This is a genomic window from Herbaspirillum sp. WTB6, from assembly GCF_057457785.1.
Genome location: NZ_CP176522.1, coordinates 139,481 through 154,613, shown reverse-complemented (window position 1 = coordinate 154,613; position 15,133 = coordinate 139,481). Strand labels below are relative to the sequence as shown.

Annotated in this window: 11 protein-coding genes and 3 tRNA genes; 3 read left to right on the top strand and 11 right to left on the bottom strand. The window is 59.9% G+C overall.

Annotated features, from left to right (window positions below):
* Positions 1-6 precede the first annotated feature (6 nt).
* The 9 genes from ACK2VC_RS00710 to ACK2VC_RS00670 all read right to left on the bottom strand — a co-directional run bounded on the left by ACK2VC_RS00710 (position 7) and on the right by ACK2VC_RS00670 (position 8,988).
* Positions 7-1,944 carry a SurA N-terminal domain-containing protein gene (locus ACK2VC_RS00710; protein ID WP_486731687.1) on the bottom strand — a complete coding sequence of 646 codons (1,938 nt, stop codon included), beginning with the start codon at positions 1,942-1,944 and terminating at the stop codon, positions 7-9.
* A gap of 79 nt (positions 1,945-2,023) precedes the next feature.
* Positions 2,024-2,100: transfer RNA gene (locus ACK2VC_RS00705), tRNA-Asp, on the bottom strand.
* A 23-nt stretch (positions 2,101-2,123) separates the two neighbouring features.
* Positions 2,124-2,199 (bottom strand) — tRNA-Val (locus ACK2VC_RS00700).
* Between the two features lie 63 nt (positions 2,200-2,262).
* A complete protein-coding gene (locus ACK2VC_RS00695) occupies positions 2,263-2,535 on the bottom strand; it encodes an HU family DNA-binding protein (protein ID WP_486733279.1) in 273 nt (90 codons plus the stop codon).
* 246 nt (positions 2,536-2,781) lie between these two features.
* Positions 2,782-5,193 carry an endopeptidase La gene (gene lon, locus ACK2VC_RS00690; protein ID WP_486731686.1) on the bottom strand — a complete coding sequence of 804 codons (2,412 nt, stop codon included), beginning with the start codon at positions 5,191-5,193 and terminating at the stop codon, positions 2,782-2,784.
* 232 nt (positions 5,194-5,425) lie between these two features.
* Positions 5,426-6,694 carry an ATP-dependent Clp protease ATP-binding subunit ClpX gene (gene clpX, locus ACK2VC_RS00685; protein ID WP_486731685.1) on the bottom strand — a complete coding sequence of 423 codons (1,269 nt, stop codon included), beginning with the start codon at positions 6,692-6,694 and terminating at the stop codon, positions 5,426-5,428.
* Positions 6,695-6,846: 152 nt separating this feature from the next.
* Positions 6,847-7,473: an ATP-dependent Clp endopeptidase proteolytic subunit ClpP gene (gene clpP, locus ACK2VC_RS00680; protein ID WP_486731684.1), complete on the bottom strand. Its 627-nt coding sequence runs from the start codon at positions 7,471-7,473 to the stop codon at positions 6,847-6,849.
* Between the two features lie 49 nt (positions 7,474-7,522).
* Positions 7,523-8,872: a trigger factor gene (gene tig / locus ACK2VC_RS00675; RefSeq protein ID WP_486731683.1), complete on the bottom strand. Its 1,350-nt coding sequence runs from the start codon at positions 8,870-8,872 to the stop codon at positions 7,523-7,525.
* A 29-nt stretch (positions 8,873-8,901) separates the two neighbouring features.
* Positions 8,902-8,988, bottom strand: a tRNA-Leu gene (locus ACK2VC_RS00670).
* Between the two features lie 181 nt (positions 8,989-9,169).
* On the opposite strand from ACK2VC_RS00670, the gene hpnC reads away from it, so the two are divergent.
* The 3 genes from hpnC (at position 9,170) to hpnE (ending at position 12,362) form a co-directional block, all read left to right on the top strand.
* Positions 9,170-9,985 (top strand): squalene synthase HpnC, encoded by an 816-nt coding sequence (hpnC, locus tag ACK2VC_RS00665; RefSeq protein WP_486731682.1) that lies wholly within the window; start codon positions 9,170-9,172, stop codon positions 9,983-9,985.
* A 220-nt stretch (positions 9,986-10,205) separates the two neighbouring features.
* Positions 10,206-11,039: a presqualene diphosphate synthase HpnD gene (hpnD, locus tag ACK2VC_RS00660; protein ID WP_486731681.1), complete on the top strand. Its 834-nt coding sequence runs from the start codon at positions 10,206-10,208 to the stop codon at positions 11,037-11,039.
* Positions 11,040-11,054: 15 nt separating this feature from the next.
* Entirely contained in the window at positions 11,055-12,362 is a 1,308-nt protein-coding gene (hpnE, locus tag ACK2VC_RS00655) for a hydroxysqualene dehydroxylase HpnE (protein ID WP_486731680.1), read from the top strand.
* A gap of 54 nt (positions 12,363-12,416) precedes the next feature.
* Here hpnE and radA read toward each other — a convergent pair whose 3' ends face one another.
* On the bottom strand, positions 12,417-13,790 hold the full coding sequence (gene radA / locus ACK2VC_RS00650) for a DNA repair protein RadA (RefSeq protein WP_486731679.1): 1,374 nt from the start codon (positions 13,788-13,790) through the stop codon (positions 12,417-12,419).
* A gap of 209 nt (positions 13,791-13,999) precedes the next feature.
* A complete protein-coding gene (alr, locus tag ACK2VC_RS00645; protein ID WP_486731678.1) occupies positions 14,000-15,076 on the bottom strand; it encodes an alanine racemase in 1,077 nt (358 codons plus the stop codon).
* Positions 15,077-15,133 lie beyond the last annotated feature (57 nt).

Below are 15,133 nucleotides of genomic sequence, written 5' to 3'. Positions count from 1 at the left end.
GAAACCTTAATCCTGCGCTGCCGATGCTTCGCCATCGGTTGCGGAACCGCCAGCCTTCGGCTTGATGATCTCCACCTTGGCCCGGCTCTTCAGAAGATTGATATAGGCGAGCATTTCCTGTTGCGCCAGCAGGTTGGCCACTTGCTGCTGTTCGGCCTGGCGTCGGGCTGCGTCCGGATTGGCGGGCTGCAGCACTTTGTTGATACGGAAAACCGCGTAATCACCATTCGGCAACTCCACCCCGGCAAACGCCGGCAATTTTCTTGCGTCCGCTTTCATGACCGCCATCAACGCACTCAGATCCAGCCCTTCGTTCTTGCTGCGCGAAACCGTTTTCTCGGCCGCGAAGCCGGCTGTGCTGTCCTGCGCCTTCAGCGCCGCCAATTTGCCGGCGCCATTTTCCTGCGCCAGCCGCGCCGCTTCCGCCTGCATGACGCGCTCACGCACGACGGGCTTCACTTCGTCCAGCGGTCGCTTGAAGGCTGCCTTGTGCTCGACCACATGGCCGGCGATCAAGGTCTGGGGTGCGACTTCAACCACTTCGGTATTGTGCTTGTCCCGGATGACGTCGTCGGTAAACAATGCCTTCAAGAATTTCGGGTTGTTATACGGCGCATTGGCCAATGCCGGATTTGGAGTGCGCGTGATGTTCGCCGCCGTCTGCACCTGCAATTTCAGCTTGTCCGCCACCGGTTGCAGGCTGTCGGCCTGCTCATATACGGTATTGTTGAAAAGGTCGGCCAGTTCCGAGAATTTTTTCTCGATCAACTGTTTCTTGATTTCGGTGGCGATCTCCCCCTTCACTTCGGCCAGCGGCTTGACTGCGGCCGGCTTGATACCGGTCAGTTCGATGATGTGATAGCCGAAGTCCGTCTGCACCAGATCGCTGATCTCGCCTTGCTTCAGTTTGAGCACGGCATCCTCGAACGGCTTGACCATTGCCTGTCTTCCAAAAAATCCAAGATCGCCACCCATCGCGGCCGACCCCGGATCCTGGGAATTTTCCTTCGCCACCCTGGCAAACGAGCCCGGGTCTTTGCGAACCTGAGCCAGCAAGGCTTCCGCCTTCGCCTTGGCGGTAGCCTTGTCTGCTTCCGATGCTCCTTGCTTGACGGCAATCAGGATATGGCTGGCACGGCGCTGCTCCTCGGCCGTGTAATGCTGCGTGTTCTGTTCGTAGTAAGACTTGATGTCATCGTCGCTGACCGGGGTCTGCGCTTCCAGTGCCTTGTTATCGAGCATGACATATTCAATTTTGACCTGTTCGGGAACCATGAACTGCTGGCTGTTTTTTTCGTAATAAGCCTTCAGCATTTCATCGGTAACCTTGACCTGCGGTACAAAATCCGAGGCCTTGACTAGCAGCTCCTGTACCACCCGCTCCTGGTCATTCAGGTCCGACAGCCGCGCAGCCAGCGCCTTGGGCGCAAATGCCGTGCCTTGAATCGCACTGTTCAACTGCTGCAAAGCCAAATCGTGACGCAGGCGCGCTTCATACAACGCCGGTGTCATGCCCTGGGCGGCCAGCAGCTCCTTATAGCGGGCGCCATCAAATTTGCCATCGGCGCCGGTCAGCCCCGGCATCTCCAGAATCGATTGCTGCAATACCCTGTCTGGAACCGTCAGGTGCATGCGCGTGGCTTCGGCAGATAGCGCCCTTTGCGCGATCAGGTTTTCGAGGATTTCCTGTTTTACCGCCGGCGTATCGAACATCGTCGCGTCGAAGCGCGCCCCATACATCTGGCGGAATCGATCCATCTGCTCACGCTGCGCCGCATCCCAGTCCTGCTGAGTGATGGACTGGCCCGCGACCTTGGCCACGTCATTTTCACCGCCCCGGAAACGGCTGTAGCTCTCCAATCCGAAAAACGCAAACGACGGGAAAATAAACAGCAGCAAGACAAACTGCATCAAGCGTTGATGGGTGCGTATGAACTCAAACATGATCGGCCAATCCGAGACGAATTACGAACAGTAACCAGATATGAAAAAAGGCGAACTTGCGTTCGCCTTTTTTGGTTGTTGGCGGAGTGGACGGGACTCGAACCCGCGACCCCCGGCGTGACAGGCCGGTATTCTAACCAACTGAACTACCACTCCTGAATCTTCTGCATGTCTGACTGTGGTGGGTGCTGAGAGGCTCGAACTCCCGACCTACGCCTTGTAAGGGCGCCGCTCTACCAACTGAGCTAAGCACCCTGCTCAATCACTTAGTCAGCCAAACATTCTGGCGTATTCATTTTTCCCTACGCCAAAAAAACACTAGTTTACCGCATCTTTCAAAGCTTTGCCAGGTTTAAATTTAGGAACTTTGGCTGCCTTGATCTTGATCGCTTCGCCGGTACGCGGATTGCGGCCAGTGCGCGCGGCGCGCTTGCCAACCGAGAACGTGCCGAAACCAACCAACGTGACGCTCCCATTTTTTTTCAACGTGGTTTTTACCACTGCGATCATCGACTCCAGTGCGCGAGTCGCGGCTGCTTTGGAAATGTCGGCCGACCTCGCCATATGATCAATCAATTCGGTTTTGTTCACTACATCCCCCTCAGAAAGGTTGAATTCCGCAATACTGTTCTTCGCATTATCCTTGCCGGACACCTATCGCGCATGCAGAAAAAATCTGCAGCCCGTATTAAACAAGCCGCAACGCCTTGTGTCAAGCGCTTTGCGGCTCGAAGCTCAATTTCAACAAGGCTTTCCGCGGCATACCGATGCGTTTCACGACAGCTGCAGGATAAAAAAAAGCGCTCTTACGAGCGCTTTTTCCAACCGCGAAAAACACTAGTGCGTAACGACTCCGGAGTCGGTTTGCGCAGCCGCCGCAACGCCCGCGGCAGCAACCGGCGCCTCCTCCTCGGTTAGCGCCACCGGTGCACTCTCCAGCGCAATTTCCAGCACCTTGTCGATCCAGCGCACCGGAACAATTTCAAGCCGGTTCTTGACGTTGTCCGGTATCTCGGCCAGGTCCTTCACGTTTTGCTCCGGGATCAGCACGGTCTTGATGCCACCCCGATGCGCGGCCAGCAGTTTTTCCTTCAGCCCGCCAATCGGCAGAACCTCGCCACGCAAGGTGATTTCTCCGGTCATGGCGACATCGGCGCGCACCGGAATGCCGGTCAGCGTCGACACCAGCGCGGTCGTCATGGCAATCCCGGCCGACGGTCCATCCTTTGGCGTAGCACCTTCCGGTACGTGGATATGGATATCGCTTTTTTCGAACACCTCGTTCTTGATGCCGAGCCTCTTCGCACGGCTGCGCACCACGGTACGCGCCGCTTCGATCGATTCCTTCATCACGTCGCCCAGCGTCCCGGTGCGGATGATGGCGCCTTTGCCGGGCATCGTCATCGCTTCGATCGTCAGCAGCTCGCCGCCGACTTCTGTCCATGCCAGCCCCGTGACTTGGCCGACCTGGTTGTCTTTTTCAGCGACACCGAAATCGAAGCGCCGCACGCCCAGGAACTTGTCGAGATTTTTTGAGGTGACCGCGATTTTCTTGCTCTGCTTTTGCAGCAGCAGCATCTTGACCACCTTGCGGCAAATCTTGGAAATTTCCCGTTCCAGCGATCGCACTCCGGCTTCGCGCGTGTAGTAGCGAATGATGTCGCGCAGGGCCGGTTCGGCCACGCTGATCTCGTTTTCTTTCAAGCCGTTGTTCCGAATCTGCTTGGGCAGCAAATAGCGCTGCGCGATGCTGGTTTTTTCGTCTTCGGTATAGCCCGCCAGGCGGATCACTTCCATCCGATCCAGCAAGGCTGGCGGAATGTTGAACGAATTCGATGTGGCCACAAACATCACGTCGGACAGGTCGAAATCAACCTCGATGTAATGGTCGGAGAAAGTATGGTTTTGTTCCGGGTCCAGCACTTCCAGCAAGGCGGACGACGGGTCGCCACGAAAATCCATGCCGAGCTTGTCGATCTCGTCCAGCAGGAACAGCGGATTGCGCACACCGGCTTTGGCCAGGCTCTGCAGGATCTTGCCCGGCATCGAACCGATATAGGTACGGCGATGACCGCGAATTTCCGCCTCGTCGCGCACCCCGCCCAATGCCATGCGCACGTATTTGCGGTTGGTGGCGCGGGCGATCGATTGGCCGAGCGACGTCTTGCCTACGCCGGGCGGGCCGACGAAGCACAGAATCGGCGCCTTCAGCTTGTCGACGCGCTGCTGTACCGCGAGATATTCAAGGATGCGTTCCTTGACCTTCTCCAGTCCATAGTGATCGCCTTCCAATACCTTCTCGGCGTTCGCCAGATCGTTGTTGACCTTGGATTTTTTCTTCCACGGCAACCCCACCAGCGTGTCGATATAGTTGCGCACGACGGTCGCCTCGGCCGACATCGGCGACATCATCTTCAGCTTTTTCAACTCATTGAGCGCCTTATCGCGCGCCTCTTTCGGCATGCGCGCCGCAATGATTTTTTTCTCCAGCTCCTCGAGGTCGGCACCTTCCTCGCCCTCTCCCAGCTCTTTCTGGATCGCCTTCACCTGCTCGTTCAGATAGTATTCGCGCTGCGATTTTTCCATCTGACGCTTGACCCGCCCGCGGATGCGCTTCTCGACCTGAAGGATGTCCAGCTCGCCTTCCAGTTGGCCGAGCAAATGCTCATATCGCTTGGCGACGTCGAAAATCTCCAGAATCACCTGCTTCTGTTCCAGCTTCAACGGCAGATGGGCGGCGATGGTATCGGCCAGGCGTCCGGCATCGTCGATGCCGGCCAACGACGTCAGGATTTCCGGCGGAATTTTCTTGTTCAGCTTGACGTATTGATCGAACTGCTGAACGATCGCGCGCCGCATCGCCTCGACTTCGGATTCGTCGCCGGGCTCCGATTCGACCGGCGTCACGTCGGCGACAAAATGGGTCTCAAGCTCGCTGATATGCTGGATGCGCGCACGCTGCGCCCCCTCGACCAGCACCTTCACCGTGCCGTCGGGCAGCTTCAGCATTTGCAGAATATTGGCGACGCAGCCGATCTCGTAAATATCTTCGGCTGCAGGTTCATCCTTGGCGGCAGCCTTCTGTGCGGCCAGCATGATGCTCTTGCCCTGCTCCATCGCAGCTTCCAGCGCCTTGATCGATTTCGGGCGGCCGACAAATAGCGGAATCACCATATGCGGAAATACAACCACGTCGCGTAATGGCAATAACGGCAGTTGCATGTGTTCAGTAAGTTGTGTCGTTGTCATGGCGAGCCTTATCAAGAAAACCTGCTATTGATGTTGGCGCGAGCGGCCGAAACACAAGGCCGAGTATCGACAAAATCACGTCCTGCAGAGGAAATAGCAATAAAAAGAGCGACTATGTGCGGCGCCTGAAAGTCCCGGCAATGGAGCCGCGTCGTTTCCCGACAGGGAAAATCGCGCTGCGGTTAAAACCATATCATGCTCCGTGCCGAACTTGCCTTTACCGTGCTTCAACTCACTTGGCGCCGGAGACCTTGGGTTGATCATGATAGATCAGCAGCGGTTTGGCGCCGTGTGTAATCGTGTTTTCGTCGATCACGACCTTGGCCACGTTCTGCTGGTCCGGCAATTCATACATGACATCCAGCAAAGCGTGTTCGAGGATCGAGCGCAGGCCACGCGCACCGGTCTTGCGTGCAATCGCCTTGCGCGCGATCGCATGCAGAGCAGCCGGGCGCACTTCGAGCTCGGCGCCTTCCATTTGCAACAACTTTGCATACTGCTTGATCAGCGCGTTTTTCGGCTCCAGCAGGATCTGAATCAACGCCGGTTCATCCAATTCGGACAGGGTTGCCACCACCGGCAAACGGCCAACCAGTTCCGGGATCAGCCCGAATTTGATCAGATCTTCCGGTTCGGTTTCCACCAGCAATTCGCTCGCCGCTCTTTCCTTGCGGCTCTTGACGCTGGCCGAAAATCCGATGCCGCTTTTTTCCGAACGGTTCGAAATGATCTTGGCCAAGCCGTCGAATGCACCGCCGCAAATGAACATGATGTTGGTGGTGTCGATCTGCACAAAATCCTGGTTCGGGTGCTTGCGCCCGCCCTGCGGCGGCACCGACGCCATCGTGCCCTCGATCAGTTTCAGCAATGCTTGCTGTACACCCTCGCCTGATACATCGCGGGTGATCGACGGGTTATCCGATTTGCGCGAAATCTTGTCGATTTCGTCGATATACACAATTCCCTTCTGCGCTTTCTCGACTTCATAATTGCAGTTTTGCAAGAGCTTCTGGATGATGTTTTCCACGTCCTCGCCGACGTATCCCGCCTCGGTCAGCGTGGTCGCATCGGCAATCACGAATGGCACATTCAGCATGCGCGCCAGCGTTTGCGCCAGCAAGGTCTTGCCGGAGCCGGTCGGGCCGACCAGCAGGATGTTGCTTTTTGCCAGTTCGACGTCATCCTTGCCGCCTAGATGCTTGAGGCGCTTGTAATGGTTGTAGACGGCGACCGAGAGTATCCGCTTGGCATTGGTTTGCCCGATCACGTACTGATCCAGCAATTCGGTAATTTCGTGTGGAGTCGGCAGGTCCGCTTTGGGATTGGCCATCGAGTCCACGCCGGACGCTTCATCGCGAATGATGTCGTTGCACAGGTCGATGCACTCGTCGCAAATGAATACGGAAGGGCCGGCAATCAGCTTTTTCACTTCGTGCTGGCTCTTGCCGCAAAACGAGCAATAAAGCAGTTTTTCGCCGCTGGAAGATTTTTTGTCAGGCATAGGACTTGGTATGGATGAAGTTCGGTTTGATCTTACCCGCGAATTCCGGATTCGTCACGGCACACGCAAGAAAATTCGCTTGCCGAAGTTGCTTCTGAATAAAAAAACGCCCGAACGTGATCACGTCCGGGCGTTCCGCATGAGCCCCGGGTTCAGGCGCGATTGGTCAAGACTTTGTCAATCAAGCCATATTCGGCTGCCGCATCCGCCGACATGAAATTATCCCGATCGGTGTCCTTGCCGATCTGCTCGACCGATTGACCGGTTTTTTCCGCCAGGATGGTATTCAGCCGCTCGCGCAGATAGAGGATTTCGCGCGCCTGGATTTCGATGTCCGACGCCTGGCCTTGGGCACCGCCCAGCGGCTGATGGATCATGATGCGCGAGTTGGGCAGCGAGAAGCGCTTGCCCTTGGCGCCGGCGGCCAGCAGAAACGCGCCCATCGAGGCGGCCAGGCCGGTACACAGGGTGGATACGTCCGGCTTGATGAACTGCATCGTGTCGTAAATCGCCATGCCGGCCGAGACCGAGCCGCCAGGTGAATTGATGTAGAGCGAGATATCCTTGTCCGGGTTCTCGCTTTCCAGGAACAGCAGCTGCGCGACGATCAGGTTGGCGGTCTGGTCGTTGACCGGGCCGACCAGGAAAACGACACGCTCTTTCAACAACCGGGAATAAATATCATAGGCCCGTTCGCCACGCCCGCTTTGTTCGATGACCATCGGCACCATACCCAGCATCTCGGTATCCAGTGCGGAGTGGCGTGTAAAGTTTGTCATTCGTTTTCCCTGGAAAAATCGCGCCCGTAAGTCCGAAACTACAACTGCGTTACGACTGCGCCTGGTTGCCCATCAATTCATCAAATGCCACCGCCTTTTCGGCGACCTTGGCTTTGCTCATGACGTAATTGACGACGTTTTCTTCCAAAACAAGGGCTTCCACTTCGGCTAGACGCTGGCGATCGCTGAAATAGTACTTCAAGACCTGCTGCGGGTCTTCATAGCTTTGCGCAAAATCCTCGACTTGAGCCTTGACTTGTTCCGGGGTCGCCTGCAGGCTATTGGCCTTGACGACTTCCGCCAGAATCAAGCCCAGCCGCACGCGCCGCTCAGCCTGAGTCGTGAACAATTCCGCCGGCAGCGCCATGTCCTTGACGTTCATACCGCGTTGCTGCATATCCTGGCGCGTCATTTCGGACAGGCGCTGGACATCCTGCTCGACCAGTGCTTTCGGCACTTCCAGTTCACAGGCCTTGATCAGCGCCTCCATCACGCTTTCTTTATCCTTGGCTTTGACGCGCGCCTTGACTTCGCGTTCCAGGTTCTGCTTGATGTCTTCCCGCATCTTGGCCAGGTCGCCGCTTTCCACGCCGAGCGATTTGGCGAATTCGGCGTCGACTTCCGGCAGGTGCGCCCACTCGAGCTGCTTCAGCGTGATCGTAAACTCCGCGGTTTTGCCGGCCACGTCCTTGCCGTGATAATCGGCCGGGAATGCCAACGGGAACACTTTCGATTCGCCAACCTTGAGGCCGATCGTAGCCGCCTCGAACTCGGGCAGCATGCGGCCTTCACCCAACACAAAAGCGTAGTCGGTGGCCTTGCCGCCCTGGAATTCGACGCCATCGATGGTGCCGGTGAAATCGACCGTGGCGCGATCGCCGTTTTGCGCGCTCAGGTCGGCGCCGCCGTCGCCATGCGCATCCTGCTGCCCCTTGACGTGGTAATGAACTCGTTGCTTGCGCAGGATTTCGATGGTTTTGTCGATCTCGGCCTCACTTACTACGGCCGTGGTTTTTTCCACTTCGGTAGCCGCCAGATCGCCAATCTTGACTTCCGGATACACCTCGAAGGTGGCGTCGAATACGACCGATCCTTCCGGCACCGCCTCACCGGTTTTCGGTTCGATATTCGGAAAGCCGGCCACGCGCAAGTTGTTTTCGCTGGTCGCTTGGGCAAACGCGCGCCCGACCTGGTCGTTCAACACTTCGCTTTCGACTTGATAGCCGAATTGCGCGGCAACCATCTTCATCGGCACCTTGCCCGGACGGAAACCGGGCGCCTTGGCGGTGCGGGCACGGATTTTCAGTCTTTTCTCAACTTCCGATTGCACCTCGGCCAGCGGAAGCGTGATGGTGATGCGGCGTTCAAGTTTATCCAAGGTTTCGACTGCAGTTGCCATGTGAATCGTCCAAATAGTAAAAAATTCTGTGGTGCGAGGAGGGGGACTCGAACCCCCACACCATTTCTGGCGTCAGGACCTAAACCTGGTGCGTCTACCAATTTCGCCATCCTCGCGGGATGCCTATTCGGCACAAGCGGACCGCCGGCGTCGACCGAATAACGCCGATCCGCCCGCGCCGCCCGAGCCGGCAGCGTTTTTTATTCAACCCGTGATTTTACTTCAAGCGAAGAATCATGTCCGTGTTTTCTCCTTTACCATTGCCAATTTAGCCGCCGACCCGAATCACCTACGCGCATGTCAATCGATCATTACGAAAATTTCCCGGTTGCGTCATGGTTGCTGCCGGCGCGTTTGCGGCCAGCCGTGCGTGCCATTTATGCGTTTGCCCGCAGCGCCGACGACTTGGCCGACGAAGGCGACGCGCCGCCCGCGGCCCGCCTGGCGGCACTGGATGAATACGAGGCAGCGCTGCGACAGATCGAACACCAGCAAACTGTTAGCGACCCGCTGTTCGCGCCGCTGGCGAGCGTGGTGCAGGAATTCGATCTGCCACTGCAACCGCTGCACAATTTGCTGTCGGCATTTCGACAGGATGTGGTGACCTCGCGTTACGCCAGTTTCGATACCCTGCTCGATTATTGTCGCCGCTCCGCCAATCCGGTTGGCCATCTGATGCTGCATCTGTATGGCGCCGTGAATTCGCGTAACTTGCGGGATGCGGATGCGATTTGCACCGCCTTGCAACTGATCAATTTCTGGCAAGATATCGCGCTTGACTGGCAAAAAGACCGGATTTATCTGCCGCAGGAAGACCTGGCGCGCTTTGGTGTCGATTCCGAACAGATTGCCGCCGCCAAGCTCGATGCCGGCTGGCGCGCGCTGATGGATTTTGAAATCAACCGGGCGCGCAGCCTGATGCTGTCCGGCGCACCGTTGGCATGCCGCTTGCCGGGCCGGATTGGATGGGAATTGCGGCTGGTGATCCAGGGCGGCCTGCGAATACTGGCGCGAATCGAAAGCGTCAATTACGACATATTCGGGCAACGCCCGCAGCTCGGCGCGAGCGACGGCATGCACATGCTGTGGTCGGCGCTCAAGATGCGCGCCTGACACTGTCCAAGATCCCCGTCAATTAATATACTGCATAGTGTATTTTTGAATGTGCAAGTAAGTATGGCGACATTGACAGGATTTAAGCATATACTCCGCCTTACTCAAAAATCATAGAAAATTTGCCGACAGCCTTGCCCGTGCCAGTTTGTCGCATCGTCCGCGCTCGGCTAGGATAGCGGCTGCCCGCCGATTCGAATCGCCTCTTGTCCTCAATTTCATGTCCCCCGACGAATACTGCCAACAAAAAGCCGCGCAGAGCGGTTCCAGCTTCTACTACAGCTTCCTGTTCCTGTCGCCGGAACGTCGCCGCGCGATCACAGCGCTGTATGCGTTCTGCCGCGAGGTCGACGATGCCGTTGACGAATGCACCGATGCGGTGGTCGCCAGCGCCAAGCTGAGCTGGTGGCGCGGCGAGGTGAATGCCATGCTGAGCGGCAAACCAACCCATCCGGTCATGCGCGCGCTGCAGCCGCACCTGGCCACCTACCAACTGGACGGCGCGCACCTGCAGGCGATCGTCGGTGGCATGGAGCTGGATCTGGAGCAGGCCCGGTACGCCAATTTTGCGCGCCTCGAGCATTACTGCTGGCACGTGGCCGGCGTGGTCGGCATCCTGTCGGCCAGCATCTTCGGCAGCACGCGGCCGGAAACCCTGCAATACGCGGAAAAACTCGGACTGGCATTCCAGCTCACCAACATCATTCGCGACGTCGGCGAAGACGCCCGCAAGGGCCGCATCTATTTGCCGCTGGATGAACTGCAACGCTTCAACGTGCCGGCCGCCGACATCCTGAATGCCCGCCACAGCGAGAATTTCGAAAAGCTGATGCGCTTCCAACTGGAGCGTGCGAACGCGGTTTACCAGGAGGCGTTCGCGCTGCTGCCCGCCGCAGATCGGCGCGCCCAGCGGCCGGGCTTGATCATGGCGGCGATCTATCGCACATTGCTCAAGGAAATCGAGCGCGACGGCTTCCACGTCCTCAAGCAACGCATCGCCCTGACGCCGATCCGCAAGTTCTGGCTGGCGTGGAAAACCTATGTGCGCGGCTAGCTGCCGGCCATCCGCATGAGCGATGCGCAGCGGCTGGCGGTGATCGGCGCCGGCTGGGCCGGTTGCGCGGCGGCGGTGGCGCTGGTGCAGCGCGGTTTCGACGTCACGGTATTCGAAGCTGCGCGCATCCCGGGTGGACGCGCGCGCGCCGTCGAGAGCGACGGCTCCACACTGGATAACGGCCAACACATCCTGCTCGGCGCCTATCGCGAAACCTTGCGCCTGATGCGCACCGTCGGCGTCGATCCGCGCCAGAACCTGCTGCGGTTACCGCTGCAAATGCGCTATCCGGCGGGCGGCGACGGCATGGAATTCGTCGCCGCCCGCCTGCCGGCGCCCTTGCACCTGTTGGTGGCGCTGTGGCGCAGCCGCGGCCTGACTCGGCAGGACAAGCTGGCGCTGGCGCGCTTTTCCACCAGTGCGCGCTGGATGGACTGGCGCCTGAATGACGACTGCAACGTGGACGAACTGCTGCTGCGCTTCGACCAGACCGAGCGCCTGATCCGGCTGCTGTGGCAACCGCTGTGCCTGGCCGCACTCAACACGCCGATCGTATCCGCCTCGGCCCAGGTTTTCCTGACCGTACTGCGGGATAGCTTCGGCAGCCGCCGCGCCGCCTCCGACATGCTGATTCCGCGCGTCGATCTGTCCGCCCTGCTGCCGCAACCGGCACTCGCGTTCGTCGCCCGGCACGGCGGCCAAGTGCGGCTCGGCAGCGCAGTCAAAACGATTTCGCGCGCCGGCGAACAGTGGCTGCTGCAGACGGCAGAGGCGGCGGATCGTTTCGATGCCGTGGTCGTGGCCACCGGCCCCTCGTCGGCCGCCGGATTGCTGAGCGGGCTGGTCGAGGTCGAGCGCATCAGCGCGCTCGAGTACGAACCGATCGCCACCTGTTATTTGCAATATGCGCCGACGATCGGCCTGGCGCAGCCATTCTTCGCGCTGGAAGAGGACGCGGCCGCCGGCCGTTTCGGACAATTTGTCTTCGATCGCGGCCAGCTCGATCCACGCCAGGCCGGCCTGCTGGCAGTCGTGATCAGCACCGCCGGCCAGGCGATTGCCCAGGGCCATGAGGCGCTGGCCGCCGCCTGCGCGCGGCAACTGGCGATGGCATTGCATCTGCCGGGATTGGGCACGCCGCTGTGGAGCCGCGTGATCACCGAAAAACGCGCCGGTTTTTCCTGCCGCCCGGCGCTGGCCCGGCCGGCCAACCAGACCACTGCGCCCGGCCTGCTGCTGGCTGGCGACTACACCGCCGGCGAATACCCGGCCACGATCGAAGGCGCGGTGCGCAGCGGCCTGGCCGCGGCCGGCCTGCTCTGAGGAGCGCAGCCGGATCCCGCAAGCGCAGGCGCTGCCGCTCCTGCCGGCGATGGCTTACACCGATGCGTCACGTATTTTCTCCAGCGCCTCGTCGATGCGCTCGACGGCGATCACCGTCAAACCCTCGATCTTCTGTTTCGGCGCGTTCGCCTTCGGAATCATCGCAATCGAAAAGCCGAGCTTGGCCGCTTCCCGCAAGCGTTCCTGGCCGCGCGGCGCCGGGCGGATTTCGCCGGCCAGACCGACTTCGCCGAACACCACCAGCCCGCGCGCCAGCGGCTTGTTGCGCATCGACGAATGAATCGCCAGCAGCACCGCCAGGTCGGCCGCCGGCTCGGTGATCTTGACGCCGCCGACCGCGTTGATGAACACGTCCTGATCGAAGGCGGCGATGCCCGCATGCCGGTGCAGGACCGCCAGCAGCATCGCCAGCCGGTTTTGCTCCAGCCCCACCGTCAGCCGACGCGCGTTCGGCAGATGCGACATGTCGACCAGCGCCTGGATCTCGACCAAGAGCGGGCGCGTGCCTTCCTGCGTCACCATCACGCAGGAACCGGCCACCTGGGCGTCGTGCTGCGACAAAAACAGCGCCGACGGGTTCGACACTCCTTTCAAGCCCTTCTCGGTCATCGCGAACACGCCCAGCTCATTGACCGCACCGAAGCGGTTCTTGAAGGCGCGCACCAGACGGAAGCTGGAATGCGTGTCGCCCTCGAAATACAGCACGGTGTCGACGATGTGCTCCAGCACGCGCGGACCGGCCAAGGCGCCCTCCTTCGTCACATGGCCGACCATGATGATCGTGATGCCGGACTGCTTCGCCACCCGCGTCAGTTGCGCCGCGCATTCGCGCACCTGGGCTACCGAGCCGGGCGCGGAACTCAAGGCATCCGAATACACGGTCTGGATCGAGTCGATCACGGCTACTTCCGGCTTGTGCTCGGCCAGCGTACCCAGAATCTTCTCCAGCTGGATCTCGGCCTGCAGATGCAGGTCACGCGCATCGACCGCCAGCCGCTTGGCGCGCAAGGCGATCTGGGCGCCGGATTCCTCACCGCTGACGTACAGCACTTTTTTCAGCCGCGACAGATTGGCCAGCGCCTGCAGCAGCAGCGTCGATTTGCCGATGCCCGGATCGCCGCCGATCAGCACCACGCCGCCCGCCACCAATCCACCGCCCAGCACACGGTCGAACTCCTCGATGCCGGTGCCGAAACGCGGCACGTCGATCGCTTCGATGTCGGCCAGAGTCATCACCGGCGCGCTTTGCGCCAAGCCCTGGTGCGAGGCCGAGAAGCGGTTGCCGGCGGCTTCGACGATGGTTTCCATCAGGGTGTTCCACTGGCCGCAGGCCGCGCACTGGCCGGCCCATTTACTCGTGACGCCACCGCATTCAGTGCAGGTGTAGTTGGTTTTTTGTTTGGCCATGAAATGGGAATCGCGTCGAAAAAGTCAGGTGAAGCCGTCGCCAACAACGGGCTACGCCCCAGTCTAGCTCGCCATTTTCCAAAAATGGCAGGGTATATTCAAACTTCGAACATGTTTTGGCCGGTATCAGCCCAGCATGCCTGGAGTATATTGCATTGGCGAGAGCCCCGGAGCCAATTGCGGCGGGAATGCTCGAATCAATGCCGGCCTCAGCGTTCGATCACGTGCACGCGCGGCGCCAGCGCGCACATCAGTTCATAGCCGATGGTGCCGGCGGCCTCGGCCACTTCGTCGATCGGCAGCGCCGCGCCCCACAATTCGACCGCGCTGCCGAAGCCGGCGCCCGGCACCGGCGTCAGGTCCACCATCAGCATATCCATCGAGACCCGCCCGACCAGCCTGGTGCGAATACCGTCCACCAGCACCGGCGTACCGTCCGGCGCATGGCGCGGGTAGCCGTCGGCGTAACCGCAGGCGACCACGCCGACCGTCATCGCTTGCGCGGCAACAAAGCGGCTGCCGTAGCCGACCGCAGCGCCCGGCCCGATCTTCTGCACGCCGATGATCTTGCCGTGCAATGCCATGCCGGCACGCAGTCCAAAGCCGGCGGCGCTGTTGCCGCCCGGCGTGCCGCCGTACAGCATGATGCCGGGCCGCACCCAGTCGCACGCCAGTTGCGGGTGCATCAGGGTCGCCGCCGAATTGCACAGGCTGCGCTCAGCGTCCAGGCCCGCGCTGGCTTCCGTGAAGCGGCGTGCCTGCTCGGCCAGCGGCAGCGCCGGCTGGTCGGCGTAGTCGGCATTGGCGAAATGCGTCATCAGCGTGATCCGGCGTACCGCGGCAGTGGCGCGCAATCTGCCGTAAGCGGCCCGATAGTCGCGCGGCTCGAAGCCGAGCCGATTCATGCCGCTGTTCATTTTCAGGTGCACATCGATCGCTTTGCTCAGACCACATTGCTCCAGCATGTCGATTTGCTGCTGACAATGGACCGCGACCGCGATCTGATATTCCGCCATCACCGGCAGATCGGCCGGCTCGAAAAATCCTTCCAGCAGCAAGAGCGGTTTGCGCCAGCCCATGTCGCGCAGGCGCACCGCGGCATCGGGCTCGACCAGGGCCAGGCCGTCCGCTTCGGCAAAAGCGCGCATGCCGCGCTCCAAGCCGTGGCCGTAGGCATTCGCCTTGACCACGGCCCATACTTTTGAGGTGGGCGCGCAGCGTCGGGCGACGGACAAGTTATGTTGCAACGCGGCGAGGTCGATCGTGGCGACTAGCGGTCTTGGCATCTGGCGAATGGCAAACGTGAAGATTGGATTCCTGACGGGTTTTCAATTTTACCCGAG

Excerpts from the sequence above, each read along its gene's own strand:
- hpnD (WP_486731681.1), top strand. The coding sequence starts at position 10,206 with ATGTCCCCCGACGAATACTGCCAACAAAAAGCCGCGCAGAGCGGTTCC.
- clpP (WP_486731684.1), bottom strand. The coding sequence starts at position 7,473 with ATGACAAACTTTACACGCCACTCCGCACTGGATACCGAGATGCTGGGT.
- ACK2VC_RS00710 (WP_486731687.1), bottom strand. The coding sequence starts at position 1,944 with ATGTTTGAGTTCATACGCACCCATCAACGCTTGATGCAGTTTGTCTTG.
- hpnC (WP_486731682.1), top strand. The coding sequence starts at position 9,170 with ATGTCAATCGATCATTACGAAAATTTCCCGGTTGCGTCATGGTTGCTG.
- tig (WP_486731683.1), bottom strand. The coding sequence starts at position 8,872 with ATGGCAACTGCAGTCGAAACCTTGGATAAACTTGAACGCCGCATCACC.
- radA (WP_486731679.1), bottom strand. The coding sequence starts at position 13,790 with ATGGCCAAACAAAAAACCAACTACACCTGCACTGAATGCGGTGGCGTC.
- clpX (WP_486731685.1), bottom strand. The coding sequence starts at position 6,694 with ATGCCTGACAAAAAATCTTCCAGCGGCGAAAAACTGCTTTATTGCTCG.
- hpnE (WP_486731680.1), top strand. The coding sequence starts at position 11,055 with ATGAGCGATGCGCAGCGGCTGGCGGTGATCGGCGCCGGCTGGGCCGGT.
- alr (WP_486731678.1), bottom strand. The coding sequence starts at position 15,076 with ATGCCAAGACCGCTAGTCGCCACGATCGACCTCGCCGCGTTGCAACAT.
- lon (WP_486731686.1), bottom strand. The coding sequence starts at position 5,193 with ATGACAACGACACAACTTACTGAACACATGCAACTGCCGTTATTGCCA.